Here is a 16689-nt window from a genome sequence, read left to right as displayed (position 1 = left end):
TAGCATGCATATGACCGATGATCTGTTCGGCGGCAGCGCGGCCGCCACCGCCGCATCCAATGATTATACCGCTTCTGCGATTGAGGTGTTGGAAGGGCTTGAGCCTGTTCGCCGTCGCCCCGGCATGTATATCGGGGGTATCGACGAACGCGCGTTGCACCATCTCGCATCCGAAGTGCTCGATAACTCAATGGATGAGGCTGTTGCAGGCCACGCCAGTCGGATAGAAGTGCATCTGGGTGTCGGCAACCGCCTGACCATCACCGACAATGGCCGGGGCATTCCTGTCGATCCGCATCCAAAATTCCCCGACAAGTCTGCCCTTGAGGTTATCCTCACAACTTTGCACTCCGGCGGAAAATTTACCGACAAGGCTTATGCGACCTCCGGCGGGCTGCATGGCGTGGGTGTGTCGGTCGTCAACGCGCTGTCGACGGACACTTTGGTTGAAGTCGCGCGGAACAAGCAGCTCTATCGTCAGCGCTTTTCGCAAGGCTTGCCGCTCGGCAAATTGGAGGAGTTGGGCCCCACACCCAACCGGCGCGGCACGACGATTGCCTTTACGCCCGACTCAGAGATTTTTGGCGCCGACGCCAAATTTAAACCCGCGAGGCTGTTCCGTCTGGCGCGGTCAAAGGCGTATTTGTTCGCAGGTGTCGAAATCCGCTGGCGTTGCGATGCCGAACTGGCCAGCGAAGATGTGCCCGCCGAAGCAGTGTTCCAATTCCCCGGCGGCCTGTCGGACCATCTGCGCGAACAGCTTGGCACCCGTGCCTGCGCCACCACCGAATTTTTCGCGGGGACGCAGGATTTCCCTGATGCACAGGGCCGCGTCGAATGGGCGATTTCATGGCCTTTATATTCGGACGGATCCTATAGCTGGTATTGTAACACTATTCCCACGCCCGATGGCGGCACGCATGAGGCGGGTTTCCGCGCTGCGCTGACCAAGGGCCTGCGCGCTTTTGGCGAACTGATTGGTCAGAAAAAGGCCGCGCAAATTTCAGCAGAAGATATTTTCAACGAAGCCGAATTGATGTTGTCGGTGTTCATCCGCAACCCGCAATTCCAAAGCCAGACCAAGGACCGGCTGACCTCGCCTGAAGCAACACGCCTCGTCGAAAACGCAGTGCGCGACCATTTCGACCATTATTTGGCCGACAATATGGAACGCGGCAAGGCGCTGATGGGCTTCATCCTTGAAAAAGTCGACGACCGCTTGCGCCGCAAGGCCGAGCGAGAAGTCAAGCGCAAGACCGCGACCTCAGGCCGCAAGGTGCGCTTGCCGGGCAAGCTCACCGATTGCGCGTCGGACGACCCAACCGGCACCGAATTGTTCATCGTCGAAGGCGACAGCGCCGGCGGCAGCGCAAAGCAAGCGCGCAACCGCAAAACGCAGGCGATTTTGCCGATCCGAGGTAAAATCCTAAATGTCGCCTCGGCCACCGCTGACAAGATCCGCGCGAACAGTGAAATCGCCGACCTGCAACTGGCGTTGGGCTGTGGCACCCGCAAGGACTGCAACCCCGATAATCTGCGCTATGAACGCATCATCATCATGACCGACGCAGATGTTGATGGCGCGCATATCGCGACCTTGCTGATGACATTCTTCTTCCAGGAAATGGCAGAGATCGTAAAGGCAGGGCATCTGTTCCTCGCGCGACCGCCACTCTATCGCCTGACGCATGGCAGCCAAAGCGTCTATGCCGCCGACGACGCGCACCGCGCCGAGTTAGAAGCCACCGTGTTCAAGGGCAAAAAGGTCGATGTGGGCCGCTTTAAGGGCTTGGGCGAAATGAACCCGAACCAGTTGAAGGAAACCACAATGGACCCGGCGACCCGCTCGCTGATCCGCATCACCTTGCCGCATGAATATGAACGCCGCGCGGTGGTCAATGATCTCGTCGATCGGCTGATGGGCAAAAATCCGGAGCATCGGTTTAACTTCATCCAAGAAAATGCCGCGCAGTTGGATGAGGATACGATTGACGCTTAATCGGGTTGGGTAGTCTCCTTCCACTGGAAACACCCTGAACTTGGTTCAGGGTCTATTCCGCCTTTCGAGGTCCGTCCTTGCTGCACGATAGACCCTGAAACAAGTTCAGGGTGACGGTGATCTGCAAATTAACGATGACTCTCAGTCAACGCGTCAACCAGCGCCTTGACCTTCTTTTGCCGCCATTGCGGCAGGGGGGCGACTAGCCAATAAGCGTCATCGCTTTCCTTCGCATTATCGACGGCACGGACTTTGCCGCTGGCGATGTCAGCCTCGGCAAGGATCAATGGAACGGTCGCCTTGCCCAGCCCAATCGCCGCAGCGTCAATGGCGAGGCCAGCGTCGGCCAAGCGTAAGGCGGCAACGCCATTGGCAAGCGGGCAATTGGGCCAGCTAATCGGTGTGTCTGCCCCGCCTTCTGGCGCAGCAACAGTCACATAAGCGCCCGCTGCAAGCCGGATACCCTCATGTTCGCCCGGCCCAGTGGTCAAGCGAATGGCGAGATCCAGATTGGCCTCGGTAAAGTCGATATTCTCGTCCGCTGCAACCAAATTAAAGCGCGTATCGGGGTTTGCCTTGCTAAAAATCGCAAGTCGCGCGGCTAGCCATTTGGCGGTGAAATCACGCGGCGCGGCAATGGTCAGCGCATTGGACGACTGCCCCGCCTGCATCGCACGGACCGATTCTTCGAATTGCAGGAACCCGGCGCGCAGGGCATCAAGGCCGTTTGCCGCTTCGTCCGTCAGTTCAAGCCCCTTGGGCGTGCGGCGGAACAGCACAACGCCCAACATTTCCTCCAGCGCACGGATTTGCTGGCCGACGGCGGCGGGTGTGACCGCGAGTTCGTCGGCGGCCTTCGTAAAGCTCAAACGCCGTGCCGCGGCGTCGAGGACACGCAGACCGTTTAAAGGCAAATGCGTACGTTTCATGCGTGTAAGCTCATCGCGCCGTGGCCGGTGCTACCAGCGTGAAGCGCGGAATTTCAGCCAGAAACGTCGTACCATCCTCCCGCACAAAGCGATATTGCCCTTCCATCGTACCACTGGGTGTTGGTAGGGGGCAGCCGGAGACATAATCATGGCTTTCACCAGGGCGGAGCACGGGTTGTTCGCCAACCACGCCATCGCCATCGACATGGTTGATCATGCCGCGACCATCGGTGATCCGCCAATGTCGGGTCATCAATTGCACGGGCTCGTCACCGCCATTTTCGATGCGGATATGGTAAGACCAGAACCAGCGTCCTTGCGCGGGCACGGATTGTTCCACCAAAAAATTTGGTGCGACGCGCACAGTGATGTCCTCCGTGGTGGCACTGACCGCGAAGAAGGAATCCAATATGCTGTTCATTAGCCAGCCGCCTTTAGCGCTTGATCCAGATCTTCGATGAGGTCAGCGGGGTCTTCCAAACCGACATTGATGCGGATCATGCCTTCGCCGACGCCCATCGCTTCGCGGGCTTCGGGGCCCATGCCGTGATGCGTGGAGGATGCCGGGTGGCACATCAAGCTGCGCGCATCACCGATATTGTTCGAAATATCGATCAGTTGCAGCGCGTTGAGCAAGGCGTGCGCCTGCTTGCGACCGCCATCTACTTCAAACGCGAAGATTGGCCCGCAGGCCTTCATCTGCTGCATGGCGAGCGCGTGTTGCGGGTGGCTGGCAAGGCCCGGATGCATGATATGCGGCACGCGGCCTTCCAAGAATTTGCCAACGGCAAGCGCGTTTTCCGACTGCCGCATCGCGCGCAGTTCCAGCGTTTCCAACCCCTTGTGAACAACCCAAGCGTTGAATGGCGACAAATTAGGTCCGGTGTTACGCTGAAACGGCAACAGCACGTCATCAATCCATTGCTGCGAACCACAGACAGCGCCAGCCAATACGCGGCCCTGCCCGTCCATCAGCTTCGTCGCGCTATAGGCTACGACATCCGCCCCATAATCCATGGGCCGCTGCAGAACGCTGGTGGCAAAGGCGTTGTCGACCACAGTGGTGATTCCATGTTCTTTGGCAAGGCCGCAGACATAGGCCATGTCGACAATGTCCATCGTCGGGTTTGCTGGCGTTTCAAAGAAGAACACTTTGGTATTCGGCTGAATCGCGGCCTTCCACGCGTCATTGTCGCGGCTGTCGATGGTGGTTGTGCTTATGCCCCATTTGGGCAACAAATTGTCGGTCAGCCAACGGCATGACCCGAACGCCGCACGCGCGGCAACGACATGGTCGCCCATTTGCAACTGACACAATAACGCCGTGGTCATCGCCGCCATGCCCGTGGCTTGGGCGCGGCACGCTTCCGCCCCTTCCATCAGCGCAATGCGTTCTTCGAGCATTTGCACCGTCGGGTTTTGCAACCGCGAATAAGTCATCCCATCCTGTTCACCAGCAAAGCGCGCAGCAACGGTTTCCGCATCGTCATAGGTAAAGCCCGACGACAGGAACAATGCCTCCGACGTTTCACCATGCTCGCTGCGCCAAGTGCCACCACGCACCGCTTGGGTGGCGGGACGCCAATGCTTGGTGATTTCGCGATTCTGGCCTGTTGTTTTCTTCATAAGTTCGCTTTTCGGGGAGAGCAGGGTTCAGGTCAAGGCGGCAAGCACCGCATCACCCATTTCGCGGGTCGAATGTGTGCCGCCAAGGTCCGCCGAACGTGCACCGCGAGATAGTGCTTTCGCAACGGCCGCTTCAATCCGGTCGGCCTGCTCTGGCAAACCCAGCGAGTAACGCAGCATCATCGCCGCCGACAATATCGTGGCAAGCGGGTTGGCTTTACCTTGCCCCGCAATGTCGGGCGCGCTGCCGTGGATGGGCTCATATAAGCCCTTTTGCGCGGCATCCAGCGACGCGCTGGGTAACATGCCAATCGAGCCAGCGCACATGCTGGCCTGATCCGACAATATGTCGCCGAACAAATTGCCTGTCACGATCACGTCAAACTGGCCGGGGTTGCGCACCAATTGCATCGCGCAATTGTCGACATACATATGGCTCAGGACGACATCGGGATATTCGGCATGGGTTTCAATCACAACATCGCGCCACAATTGCGACGTTTCAAGCACATTGGCCTTGTCCACCGAGCATAATTTCTTGCCCCGCGCCATCGCGGTTTCAAAACCGACGCGCGCAATGCGGCGGACCTCATCCTCATCATAGGACATGATGTCATAGCCCTCGCGCCTGCCATCAGCGGTTTTGCGCATACCCTTTTCGCCAAAATAGACATCGCCATTGAGTTCGCGGACGATGACCATGTCTATTTGTGACGCGACTTCAGGACGCAGCGCACTGGCGTCAGCCAATTCGGGAAAAAGGGTCGCGGGGCGCAGATTTGCAAACAAGGATAGTTCCTTGCGCAGGCCCAATATCGCCTGTTCCGGGCGCAAATGTCGTTCTAGCGCATCGCAATCTGGATCGCCGACCGCGCCAAACAAAATCGCATCCGCGCGCTTGGCAAGCGCCAGCGTGTCCGCCGGCAAAGGATGTCCGGTCGCCTTATAGGCCGCGCCGCCAACCAACGCTTCTTCAAAGACCAGCCCGTCGATGGCGAGCGCATCCAAAACGCGGCGTGATTGCGTGATGACTTCGGGGCCAATTCCGTCCCCAGGTAACAAGGCAACTAACATTCGACCTTATCCTCTAACTTTCTACCGTCACCCTGAACTTGTTTCAGGGTTCATTTCTCGTCACAAGTCGCAGGCTATGGGGCACGATGGATGCTGAAACAAGTTCAGCATGACGATACTGAAATGGCAGGCTTTCCACTGCCAACAGCCGCACGCTTATGCAACTGCCCTTTTCAATCGCTCCACGAGGCGTTCGCGTGCGGCCATGACGTCGGCGCGCCGGTCGCCTAGCACATGTGCGACGAGCCGCTTGCGGGTCTGCGCCATTATCGCCACGGGCGCGCTGTCGCTGTCATGTTCTTCGGCATAGCCAAGTTCGGCCAACAGCAATGTTTCATATTGCGCCACGGCGCCTGCCCATACCCGCGCCGCCGGAGCAAGCTCAATCGCGGACAATAAGCCGTCCGCCGCGCTGTGGATACGCGGATAGGCAATGCCTTCCGCCAATGTCGCAGCAGTCAGCGCCGTGACCCAATCAATCGCGGCAGTCGCCAATGGTTCGCTAAGTAAATGTGCACGGCTGTGTAAAGGTTCGGGAGTCAGACGTGCCAATTGTCCGGTGTTACGCGTGCGCCATTCGCCCTTGATTACATTACCGGGGATAAGGACTGGGCGCAATTGCCGCCCCCGCGCGCCCGCGACATAGCCCGCAAGCATGCCGTACTCCGCGGTAAAGCCCCGCACAATGGCGCCTGTTTCGCCATGGTTGCGGACCGCGCAGATGATGGCAGATGCCGAAATATCCATGTGCCCTCATGCCAAGACTGGGGCGAGAGGGGAAGCTCTATCCTGCGTCTGCGCTGACCATGAATAAGGTCACATCGGCATATTTTTCAGAGGTAGGTTCGAACGCGGCGTCAATGTCGAATGGCTGGTCCGTCAATTGCAGGTCGTTGAGCCCCGACAAATGAAAGGCACCCAGCTTCTTATCGCGGCGTACCACGCCATGTTTTTCCAATATTACGGCATCGGTGAACACGGCACTGTGCTTGGAATACAAAACATGCGGGGCCAACTTCATCGGCACATTATTATACACCAAGGTGACACATTTTTTGAGCGCGATAGCTTCCAGAAGCAGTTGATTGTTCGGCATCACATGTCTCTATCGCACCCGCTTCACCATGCAATCAAAATAGCGGTGCCGCATTCCGCCACGGCGGGCATCAGCCATTGCTATGAAAATAATCATAGACCGTTTGTGCGACGGCGGCGGACACACCGGGCGCCTTTTGCAAGTCTTCAAGGCTGGCATTACGCACGGCGCGGGCGGTGCCGAAATGCATCAATAGCGCCTTTTTTCGTGACGGGCCAATACCGGGAACTTCGTCAAGCGGACTGACGGTAATCGCCTTGCTGCGCTTTGCGCGGTGCGCGCCAATCGCAAAGCGGTGCGCCTCATCGCGCAGCCTTTGCAAATAAAACATGACAGGCGCATTGACGGGCAAGGTAAATTCGCGGCCATCCGGGAAGTGGAACGTCTCACGGCCCGCGTGCCGGTCTGGACCTTTGGACACGCCGATAAAGGCCACATCCTCCACACCCAATTCGCGCACGATATGCATGACCGCGCTCATTTGCCCTTTGCCACCATCGATCAGGACAAGGTCGGGCCAATTTTCATCACGTTCCTGCTCGCCTTCCTCAGCCATCAACCGCCCAAAGCGCCGCGCCATAACTTCGCGCATCATCGCAAAGTCATCACCCGGCGCAGTGTCCGGGTTTTTGATGTTGAACTTACGATATTGACCTTTGATGAAGCCTTCGGGCCCCGCCACAATCATCGCGCCCAGCGCGTTAGTCCCCTGAATATGGCTGTTGTCATAGACTTCGATCCGGCGCGGCGGTTCGGGCAATTCGAACAGGTCAGCCACCTCTTGCAGCAATTTACCCTGTGTGGTGCTCTCCGCCAGTCTGCGGTCAAGCGCTTCTTCGGCGTTACGCGTTGCTTGTTTCACTAAGCGCACACGGTCACCGCGTTGCGGCATGCTGATTTCGATCTTGCGTTCAGCACGCTCGGAAAGTGCCTCTGCCAACAAGTCTGCTTCGGTCAGTTGCCGATCAAGGAAAATGGACTTCGCAGGGGGTACATCCTCATAAAATTGCGCGAGAAAGCTGGTGAAAACCTCGTCCTCGCTCATTTCCGCAACATGCGCAGGAAAGAAGGACCGATGCCCCCAATTTTGCCCGCCGCGAATGAAAAACGCCTGAATGCCCATCACCCCATTGCGATGTGCCAGCGCAAAAATATCAGCGTCGCCCACGCCTTCTGCGTTGATAGCCTGCGCCCCTTGAATGAAGGTCAGCGCCCGAAGCCGGTCGCGCACCATGGCAGCGCGTTCGAAATCGAGAGCCTCGGCGGCAGATTCCATTTCCTTGGCCAGTTTCGTCTGCACCGCAGAGGATTTGCCGTCGAGGAAGGACTTAGCATCCGCGACAAGATTGTTATAGGACGCGTCATCAATCCGTCCGACACAAGGCGCGGAGCAGCGCTTGATTTGGTACAGCAAACAAGGCCGGTCACGATTATTGAAGAAACTGTCGGTGCAACTTCGTAGCAAAAACAATTTTTGCAGCGCATTCAGCGTTTGGTTCACGGAACCAGCACTGGCGAACGGGCCGTAATATTGCCCTTTATGCCGCCGCGCACCACGATGTTTCTGAATGCGCGGAAATTGATGGTCTGCACGCAACAGGATGAAGGGAAAGCTTTTATCGTCACGCAGCAGCACGTTGTAAGCGGGGCGGTAACGCTTGATGAGTTGCGCCTCCAGCAACAGCGCTTCAGCCTCGCTATTGGTGGTGACAATGGTCATGGATCGCGTCAACGCCACCATCCGGCGCAAGCGGTTGGGTAGCCGGTCAATCTGCACATAATTGCCGACGCGATTCTTTAAGGCGCGCGCTTTACCGACATAAAGCACGTCGCCGCGCGCATCGTGCATGCGGTAGACGCCAGGTTTGAGCGGGAGGGTATTAAGGACATTGCGGATCACGGCGATGCCGGTGTCGAAATCTGGCGTGTCCGCACCGCGCACCGCATAGGTCGCCTTTTCCTCGCTAAAGCGGGAGGCTGCGTTGGGTTGGTCGGGGCGGTCGGCTTTGGACATGTTGCCTGCCATGTAGGCAACGTCTTTACACTACACAACGTCATTCCCGCGTGAGCAGGGAAATGACGAAATGATGGCTTGTTAGCTTAGTTTAGCGACGCAATCGACTGATCGATCAACGCGGCATCGGCCTTTGCGTCATGATGCGCAGCGATAAGCTGTGTCGCAGCGGCCGCAGCAGCCGTGGCAGCAGTCTTACGCACATCGGCAATCGCGGCGCGCTCGGCGGCAGCGATTTTTTCTTCTGCCGCTTGCGCACGGCGGCCAATCAACGCGGTGGCGTCGGACTTGGCGCGCGATATGATCAGCTTAGCTTCTTCTTCCGCAGCAGACTTCATCGCTTCGGCATCAATCGCGGCTTGCTTCGCCTTGGCTTCATATTCGGCTTTGATAGCTTCAGCTTCGGCCCGCAAAGCGGTCGCCTGATCCAATTGCGCACGGATGCCCGCAATTTGGTTATCCAGCGCGCCGGCGATCATCGCAGGAACTTTTTTCCAAAGTGCCAAGGCAATCACCGCGAGCATCGCCAATGCGACGAGCATAGAGGCATCAAAGCCCAACGCCGACGGTGCGACATGTTCTTCAGCGCCAGCGTGCGCTTCTGTTGAGGCATGTGCTTCTGCGGCTGGCGTAGCAATGGCGGCTGCGTCTGGTGCAGACGCGGTTGCGGTTGCGGTTGCGGCTGCTTCGGTTGCTTCTGCTGGATTAGCCATGGGACATTACCGCCTTCACTGCTTTTGCGGCTTGCGCAGATGTGACCTTGGCACCCGAAACCTTGGCGACGATATCGGCTGCGGCTTCTGCGGCCACGGTTTCGATGCCGGATAATGCTTTGGCGGTTGCCTTGGACAATGCCGCTTCAGACGCAGCGACCTTTGTGCTGATTTCGGCATCGGCCTTCGCCAGACGCGCATCTGCGTCCTTTGCAGCCTTCGCCTTGGCAGCGGAGGATTTGGCTTGCGCCTCATTTCGTGCCGCCTTCAGGTCGGCAGCACCGCTGTCGCCCAGATTGTCGGCCTCTGCCCGCGCACGCTCGGCTGCCGCAAGGTCGTCCGCAATCTTTCGATCGCGCGCGTCCATGCTCGCTTCAATTTTTGGCAACATGCCATGACCGATCGTAAAATAGATCAGGCCAAAGACAATGAGCAGCCAAAAAAACTGCGATGCATAGGTTTCAAGGATCTGACTAATCTGGGGCATGTTACGCGCTTGTCCTTATGAAAGAATGCCCCGGCGGTTGCCGGGGCGAAACCGTCAATTAGGCAACGAAGATCAGGATCATCGCAACAACGAACGCAAGCAGACCGAGAAGTTCGGCGGCTGCGAAGCCGATGAACAAACGACCCTGCTGACCGTCTGCTGCTGCAGGATTACGCAAAGCGCCCTGAAGAAACGAACCGAAAACGTTGCCAACACCACCAGCGGCGAGGCCGGCACCAATTGCTGCAAGACCTGCACCGATCAATTTTGCTGCTTCTGCGTCCATGATAATAACTCCTGTCAAAAATACATATGGGTAGTCGAAAAAACTCAGTGCAAATTGACCGCGTCGTTGATGTATAACGAGGTCAAAAGGGCAAATACATAAGCCTGAATGGCGCATACCAGCAGCTCAAGGAGCGTGATACCGATCATCAGGATGAAAGAAGGAATGCTGACCACCAATGGCACCCACGCAGCTTCTGCGTTCAGGCCGTTAATGACGAAGCCCGCCAACACCTTCATCAACACGTGCCCAGCTGTCATGGCGACAAAAAGACGAAGTGCGAGGCTGAAGGGGCGGATAAGGAACGAAAACAGTTCGATCAGCGGGATAAGCCACAGCAACCACCAAGGTGTTCCATGTGGCACAAACAGGCTGAAAAAGTGAAGGCCATGCTTCCAAAAACCAACAATCAGAACGGTGCCAAAGCTGATGACCGCAAGCACGGCGGTGATGGTCAGGTGGCTGGTCACAGTGAACGGGTGTACGCCAGGGACGATACCAAATGGCATCATGCCCATGAAATTTGCCATCAGAATGAACATGAACAGCGAGAACACCAAAGGCACATATTTCTTGCCTTCGGGACCAACGCTTGAGGTCAGCATATTGTTGACGAAGCCGGCTACGCCTTCAACCGCCATCTGCCAGCGACCGGGAACCAGATCACGCTTCATTCCGCCCCACATGAACAGCCACAAGGCTCCCAATACGAGGATCATGAACAACGAAGAGTTTGTGAAGGAGACGTCGTATCCAGCAAGCTGGAGCTGCGCGAGCGGCTCAATCTTGAACTGGTACATCGGATCGATTTTGCCGCTTTCGCCTGCCACGTTCACTACCCTGTTTTTTCCACACCCAAGCGCAATCGCGTGGGCATATTATACGACGCAAGCGCCCAGATTATTCCGGACGCTCCCCTGATATCTTTATAATATTCCTGAAGGCGACTGCGATGCCCAAAAACATGCAGACCAACAGAAGCGCAGGCGAAGTACCCAGCAAGCGGTCAAACAACCACCCAACCAGTGCACCACCAGCAGGACCAGCGATCAGCTCGGTCAAAACCCTGTTCCCTTGCCGCATTCCTTTGGCTGGAACCTGATCTTTACCTGCGCGTTCTGCTTCGGCCTTCCGCGCCGCTTTCAGCTGCATGTCTAACGAATCGAGCCGAGCGTCACTTTTGCCTTTGCCATCCTGCCCGGAATTGTCCGACGTCATGTGATTGCATCCTCTTTATCAAAGGGAACCACCACGAAATCGGGGCAACCCCGCCTAGGCACCGGTGCTTTAGGAGAGCGTCTGCGCCAAGTCAACAGCGCGCCTGCAAGATTGTTGCGACGCAATAGAAAAGGCCGCAGCATCTCTGCCGCGGCCTATCCAAACTATCTTGGCAGTCTCAACGCGGGCAACGTGGGTCCAATTCGGGCGCGCTGCCGTTATTGGTTTTCCAAGCGCCCGATGGTGAGTGGTGTTTATTACGTGCAACCCCGCGTACGATAATCAGGCACCATACTGTACGCAACGCTATACGCTTTATGCTGCTTGCGCCTGAAGTAAAAATCACAGAAAAGAACTATATCACAACAGGATAGACCTGATGACAGATATTGCGGACAAGAGCGAACATCATGGCACGGGCCACCTCGCGCGTTTGCGTAAACGTTTGTTGGAGAAAAATGGCGAGAGCCTGCATGATCATGAATTGGTCGAATATCTCCTCGCGCTCGCCATTCCGCGCCGAGATACCAAGCAGATCGCGAAGGATTTGATTCACCGTTACGGCAGCCTGTCTGCTTTGCTGACCGCGGACGCCGACAGTATCTTGCAAGAAAAATGGATGGGCGAAACCAGCGTTGCGGCGTTGAAGATAGTCCAAGTGGCGGCACTGCGCCTCCTCAGCGAACCCGTGCGCGAGCTGCCAGTCCTCTCGTCATGGCAATCTTTACTCGATTATTTGCGCGCCGACATGGCACATCTGACAATCGAGCGCGTACGCACGCTGTATCTTAACAGCAAAAACATGTTGATCCGCGATGAGGTGGCAAGCGAGGGCTCCATAGACCAAGCCGCCATTTACACCCGCGAAGTCATCCGACGGGCGATGGACCTTGGCGCGGCAGCGATTATTCTTGTCCACAACCACCCAAGCGGGGACAGCGCGCCCAGCCGCCAAGATATCGCTATGACGCGCGACATTGCGGATGCGGGGAAAAAGTTCGGCATAGCCGTGCATGACCATATCATCATCGGCAAAAACGGATTCAGCAGCATGCGTAGCTCTGGGCTAATTTAGCGGGTGGCAAAATGGTGACCGCTCCCGCATAGCCACAAAATGCCATCCTCGACTCCCGTTCAAAAATCCATTGGTCCGCGCGAGCTGACCGTCATGATGTCGGCGCTCATGGCGCTCAATGCGCTGGCCATTGACGCGATGTTGCCCGCCTTCCCCGCTATGGTGCGCGGCCTCAGCCTCGCCGAGCCGAACCAGATCCAATATATCATCTCGATTTTTCTGGCTGGCACAGGAATAGGCGCGCTCATCTACGGTTCATTGTCCGACCGCTATGGACGAAAGCCGATATTGTTGTTTGCAACCATTGGTGCGGCGATAGCGTCGCTGGCATGTTCCTTCGCGCCTGATTTTGAAATGATGCTGATCATGCGCTTTATCCACGGGCTGTTGGCGGCGGCGATGGGCGTTCTCGTGGTTTCGGTCATCCGCGACCAGTTTGAAGGCGACGCCATGGCGCGGCGCATGTCGACCATCTTCCTTATCTTCATGATCGTCCCGATTATCGCGCCGACAATTGGCCAGTTGGTGTTGCTGTTTGCGGGCTGGCGCGTGATTTTTGACCTGATGGCCTTCATGGCCGTCGCCGCCGCTATTTGGGTCTATCTGCGCTTGCCCGAAACATTGGCGCCCGAAAATGTCATTCCTATTCAACCAAAGGCGCTTGCCAAGGCATGGAAGATTGTTGTCCTGAACCGCAACGCTGCGGGCTATATGATTGGTGCCGGCGTCACGCAGGGCGCTTTGTTCGGCTATCTCAACAGTTCGCAGCAAATGTTTGACAAGGTGTTCAAAGCGGCAGACTTCTTCACCATTGGTTTTGCAATCATCGCCATCGGCATAGCGGTATCCAACTTCACCGATTCGCGCGTCGTCGAACGCTTTGGCGCCCGCCGCGTGTCGCAAACCGCGTTGCTGACCTTCATTGCCCTTGGCGCGTTGCAACTGCTTGCGGCCAAATTTGCGCCAACGTCCTTGCCGATCTTTCTCATCTTACTAACTGGCAATATGGCGATGATTGGCTTTATCGGTTCCAACTTCTCGTCGATTGCCATGTCCCCCTTTGGTCATGTCGCAGGGGCGGCATCATCCTTCCAAACCTTCGTCCGAACATTGCTTGCGGCTTCGCTGGGCGCATTTATCGGGCAGCAGTTTGACGGCACGGTATATCCGGTGGCGCTAGGTTTCCTGTGCTGCGGCCTCGTTGCGCTTAGCCTTGTCTTGTGGTGCGAAAAGGGGAAGCTGTTCACTCGCCCCGGCACCACATTGCCCCTGCCCACCAACCCGCGCAATTAGCGCAAAGAAAAGGGACGCCGAAGCGCCCCTGTCCTTTTGTTATTTGGCAACCAATTTACCAAATCGGGGATAAACCGCTTTTCAGCGCGCTAACTTTAGACAATCCCACGGCCAACATGGCTGCGCCCACGGCTGTATAAGAAGTACACGACCAACCCAATTGTTGTCCATCCTAGGAACATAAGTTCCGTGTAACCGGAAAGTTGGAAGAACAGGAACACGCAACCTGCCGCAGCCAAGGGGCAAACCAAGAAGTACAAAGGTGTACGGAATGGCCGAGGGCGGTCGGGATTGGTCCGGCGCAAAATCATGACACCGACCGCAACGGTAAAGAATGCGAACAAGGTGCCCGAGTTTGAAATGTCGGCCAACTTGCCCACTGGGAAAAGCGCTGCAAACAATGCGACAAATACACCCGTGCACAAGGTTACGACATGCGGCGTTCCATATTTCGGATGAAGTTTGGAAAACACGTCAGGCAGTAAGCCATCGCGCGCCATCACAAAAAAGATGCGGGTTTGGCCGAACATCATCATCAAGATAACCGAGGGCAATGCAATGGCAGCCGAAATAGCCACAAGCTTTCCTGCCCAGCCATGACCAATTTCGTTGAGTACGAAAGCCAAAGCTTCTTTCGATTGGGACAGTTCACCACCCGGTTGCGCCCCAACGGCACCCGTAGCACCAGCCGCAACCAACATGTAGATGACCGTGCAAATCGCCAGCGATCCAATCAAACCGATCGGGATATTTCGCTGCGGATTGATTGTTTCTTCTGCTGCGGTGGAAACGGCATCGAAACCAACATAGGCGAAGAAAATAGAGGCGGCTGCTGCCGCAACGCCGACTGTGACCATATTATTGGTAATCGGATCGACCACTTCCTTCGCAAAAAAACCGTTCGGGCTAAATGGCTGGAAATTTTCTGCGTTCATTGCTGGCAATGCCAAAGCAAGAAAGAGCATGAGAGCCGACACCTTGATGGCGACCAAGATTGCGTTAAAGCGCGCACTTTCTTTCGTCCCAATCAACAATAACGACATACACAATAAAGCGATGAGCATAGCCGGGACATTGATAATGCCAGGATTCGCGTCAAATGGCCCAGCAACAAAGTCATTGCCGACCTCTATCGCAAAGATATTTTCGACAAGCCCAACCATATAGCCGGACCAGCCAACCGAAACAGCAGAAGCAGCAATGGCATATTCGAGAACAAGCGCCCAGCCGACAATCCATGCAATGATTTCGCCGAAAGTGGCGTAGCTATAGGTGTAAGCAGAACCTGATACGGGCACCATTGATGCCAATTCGGAATAACATAATGCCGCGAGCCCGCAAACCACCGCAGCGATGACAAAGCTGATCATCATGGCCGGACCAGCTTTATTTGCAGCCTCAGCTGTCAAAACAAAAATGCCCGTACCAATGATGGCACCAATACCTAGCATGGTAAGCTGAAAAGCCCCCAGCGTTCGCGTGAGCGATTTTTTCTCAGCCGTAGCCAAGATCGCATCAAGCGGCTTAACGCGCCCGAAAATCATACTCATCTCCCAAAAAATAATAGCTCCCAAGTCGAACTAAACACTCCGTGCATTAGCGCAACTTAATTTCACCGCATAAGCATGGGGCCGAGGGGTTTTCCACCAAAAATATGGACGTGTAGGTGCGGAACCTCTTGATGCGCGTCCAGTCCAATGTTGGCGAGCAGGCGATATCCCGGCTCAACCAGCCCCAATTCGCGTGCAACTTGGCCCACGGCGCGGACAAAGCCGGCGATTTCCGCATCGCTGGCTTTGGTGCTAAAATCGTCCCAGCTGACATAGGCACCTTTGGGAATCACCAGCACATGGACGGGTGCTTGTGGGTTGATGTCGTCAAAGGCCAAGGCCCATTCGTCCTCAAACACCTTGCGGCACGATATCTCGCCGCGCAGGATTTTGGCGAAAATATTCTGGTCGTCATATTCCAGTGTCGGATCAATCGGCATGTGTCACTCCTTGGCTTGTGTCCGCGCCGCTTTTTCGACCAAGCCAGACACACCTTCCCTGCGGTCCAGTTCAACGAGCACATCGTCCAGCTTCACGCCCACATCACGTAGCAATATCAGCAAGTGGAAAATCAGGTCAGCAGCCTCGGCCGTAACCTCTTGCGCATCCCCTGAGAGCGCCGCGATAATAGTCTCGGTAGCCTCTTCGCCAACCTTTTGCGCGATTTTGCCACGGCCTTTGGCGAATAAAGAAGCCACATAGCTGCTGTCAGGGGCAGCGTCCGCGCGCTGGGCAATGGTGTCTTCGAGCCGTATGAGAGTATCGCGCATCAAATGTCTTTCTGTAAGGCGACGACCATGGCCTTGTCCTCAGCAGGGATCAAGCCTTCCAGCACGCGCCAAAAGCCTGTCACCGATTCCTGACCCGCGGCGGCATAAGCAGACGCCAAGCTGTTACGCAACGCATCAAACAATTGCGCTTCGAACTGAACCCCCTCGGGCGTGAGGCGCAAGAGTTTCTGACGCCGGTCAATATTACCCGTTTGCGTTTCGATAAGCCCCCGGTCCGCCAAATCGGTAAGCACGCGGCCAAGCGATTGTTTGGTGATAGCGAGAATTTTCAGTAACGCGCTAATCGGCAGATCGGGCTGGCGCGCAATAAAATATAGCGCGCGGTGGTGCGCGCGGCCGAGGCCATGTTCCGCCAGCCCTTCGTCAATTGCGCGGGTGAGCCGCGTGTATCCGAAGAACAAAAGCTCAACCCCGCGGCGCACTTCATTTTCACGAAGGAACAAAGGCGACGCAGTCGGGGGGACAGAAACAGAAGATGGGACAGCCATATTGACGTATCTTGGCCTAGGCCATAGGACAGTGCAAGACCCTAATGAAC

Annotated in this window: 19 protein-coding genes; 3 read left to right on the top strand and 16 right to left on the bottom strand. The window is 56.3% G+C overall.

Features of this window, described 5'->3' with window-relative positions; genetic code table 11:
* The first annotated feature begins 10 nt into the window (after window positions 1–10).
* Window positions 11–1999: a DNA topoisomerase IV subunit B gene (gene parE, locus Q0O33_RS05470; protein ID WP_295497115.1), complete on the top strand. Its 1989-nt coding sequence runs from the start codon at window positions 11–13 to the stop codon at window positions 1997–1999.
* Between the two features lie 128 nt (window positions 2000–2127).
* Here parE and Q0O33_RS05465 read toward each other — a convergent pair whose 3' ends face one another.
* From Q0O33_RS05465 to Q0O33_RS05410, 12 genes are all read right to left on the bottom strand, one after another.
* The gene (locus tag Q0O33_RS05465) at window positions 2128–2928 is read right to left on the bottom strand and encodes a LysR family transcriptional regulator (RefSeq protein ID WP_295497113.1); all 801 of its coding nucleotides are present in this window, start codon (window positions 2926–2928) and stop codon (window positions 2128–2130) included.
* A gap of 10 nt (window positions 2929–2938) precedes the next feature.
* On the bottom strand, window positions 2939–3349 hold the full coding sequence (apaG, locus tag Q0O33_RS05460; RefSeq protein ID WP_295497110.1) for a Co2+/Mg2+ efflux protein ApaG: 411 nt from the start codon (window positions 3347–3349) through the stop codon (window positions 2939–2941).
* The gene (locus Q0O33_RS05455) at window positions 3349–4554 is read right to left on the bottom strand and encodes an aminotransferase class I/II-fold pyridoxal phosphate-dependent enzyme (protein ID WP_295497107.1); all 1206 of its coding nucleotides are present in this window, start codon (window positions 4552–4554) and stop codon (window positions 3349–3351) included. Before Q0O33_RS05455 ends, apaG begins: the two co-directional genes overlap by 1 nt.
* A 27-nt stretch (window positions 4555–4581) precedes the next feature.
* Window positions 4582–5628, bottom strand: coding sequence for a 3-isopropylmalate dehydrogenase (leuB, locus tag Q0O33_RS05450; protein ID WP_295497103.1), 1047 nt, complete (start codon window positions 5626–5628; stop codon window positions 4582–4584).
* A 156-nt stretch (window positions 5629–5784) separates the two neighbouring features.
* Window positions 5785–6375: a recombination protein O N-terminal domain-containing protein gene (locus Q0O33_RS05445; protein WP_295497100.1), complete on the bottom strand. Its 591-nt coding sequence runs from the start codon at window positions 6373–6375 to the stop codon at window positions 5785–5787.
* Between the two features lie 37 nt (window positions 6376–6412).
* Entirely contained in the window at window positions 6413–6724 is a 312-nt protein-coding gene (locus Q0O33_RS05440) for a hypothetical protein (protein WP_295497097.1), read from the bottom strand.
* 70 nt (window positions 6725–6794) lie between these two features.
* The gene (gene uvrC, locus Q0O33_RS05435; RefSeq protein WP_295497095.1) at window positions 6795–8738 is read right to left on the bottom strand and encodes an excinuclease ABC subunit UvrC; all 1944 of its coding nucleotides are present in this window, start codon (window positions 8736–8738) and stop codon (window positions 6795–6797) included.
* Window positions 8739–8824: 86 nt separating this feature from the next.
* The gene (locus tag Q0O33_RS05430; RefSeq protein ID WP_295497094.1) at window positions 8825–9451 is read right to left on the bottom strand and encodes a F0F1 ATP synthase subunit B; all 627 of its coding nucleotides are present in this window, start codon (window positions 9449–9451) and stop codon (window positions 8825–8827) included.
* Window positions 9444–9938, bottom strand: coding sequence for an ATPase (locus Q0O33_RS05425; RefSeq protein ID WP_295497092.1), 495 nt, complete (start codon window positions 9936–9938; stop codon window positions 9444–9446). Before Q0O33_RS05425 ends, Q0O33_RS05430 begins: the two co-directional genes overlap by 8 nt.
* A 58-nt stretch (window positions 9939–9996) precedes the next feature.
* Window positions 9997–10224 (bottom strand): F0F1 ATP synthase subunit C, encoded by a 228-nt coding sequence (locus Q0O33_RS05420; protein ID WP_123153826.1) that lies wholly within the window; start codon window positions 10222–10224, stop codon window positions 9997–9999.
* A 44-nt stretch (window positions 10225–10268) separates the two neighbouring features.
* Window positions 10269–11024, bottom strand: a complete 756-nt coding sequence (locus tag Q0O33_RS05415) for a F0F1 ATP synthase subunit A (RefSeq protein ID WP_295497163.1) — start codon at window positions 11022–11024, stop codon at window positions 10269–10271.
* 100 nt (window positions 11025–11124) lie between these two features.
* Window positions 11125–11442, bottom strand: a complete 318-nt coding sequence (locus Q0O33_RS05410) for an AtpZ/AtpI family protein (RefSeq protein ID WP_295497086.1) — start codon at window positions 11440–11442, stop codon at window positions 11125–11127.
* Between the two features lie 379 nt (window positions 11443–11821).
* Between Q0O33_RS05410 and radC the strand changes: the two genes are divergently transcribed.
* On the top strand, window positions 11822–12517 hold the full coding sequence (radC, locus tag Q0O33_RS05405) for a DNA repair protein RadC (RefSeq protein WP_295497082.1): 696 nt from the start codon (window positions 11822–11824) through the stop codon (window positions 12515–12517).
* A 39-nt stretch (window positions 12518–12556) separates the two neighbouring features.
* Window positions 12557–13810, top strand: a complete 1254-nt coding sequence (locus Q0O33_RS05400; RefSeq protein ID WP_295497078.1) for a multidrug effflux MFS transporter — start codon at window positions 12557–12559, stop codon at window positions 13808–13810.
* A 95-nt stretch (window positions 13811–13905) separates the two neighbouring features.
* Here Q0O33_RS05400 and Q0O33_RS05395 read toward each other — a convergent pair whose 3' ends face one another.
* The 4 genes from Q0O33_RS05395 to Q0O33_RS05380 all read right to left on the bottom strand — a co-directional run bounded on the left by Q0O33_RS05395 (window position 13906) and on the right by Q0O33_RS05380 (window position 16639).
* Entirely contained in the window at window positions 13906–15354 is a 1449-nt protein-coding gene (locus Q0O33_RS05395) for an amino acid permease (protein WP_295497075.1), read from the bottom strand.
* 68 nt (window positions 15355–15422) lie between these two features.
* Window positions 15423–15800, bottom strand: a complete 378-nt coding sequence (locus tag Q0O33_RS05390) for a histidine triad nucleotide-binding protein (RefSeq protein WP_295497072.1) — start codon at window positions 15798–15800, stop codon at window positions 15423–15425.
* Window positions 15801–15803: 3 nt separating this feature from the next.
* Complete coding sequence (locus tag Q0O33_RS05385; protein ID WP_295497069.1) at window positions 15804–16130, bottom strand: phosphoribosyl-ATP diphosphatase; 327 nt, start codon at window positions 16128–16130, stop codon at window positions 15804–15806.
* Complete coding sequence (locus Q0O33_RS05380) at window positions 16130–16639, bottom strand: MarR family transcriptional regulator (protein ID WP_295497067.1); 510 nt, start codon at window positions 16637–16639, stop codon at window positions 16130–16132. Before Q0O33_RS05380 ends, Q0O33_RS05385 begins: the two co-directional genes overlap by 1 nt.
* Window positions 16640–16689 lie beyond the last annotated feature (50 nt).

Source organism: Sphingorhabdus sp. EL138 (assembly GCF_945862485.1).
Classification (GTDB): domain Bacteria; phylum Pseudomonadota; class Alphaproteobacteria; order Sphingomonadales; family Sphingomonadaceae; genus Sphingorhabdus_B.
Note: the sequence above shows the minus strand (reverse complement) of the source record. Positions and strands in the feature narration are given on the sequence as shown.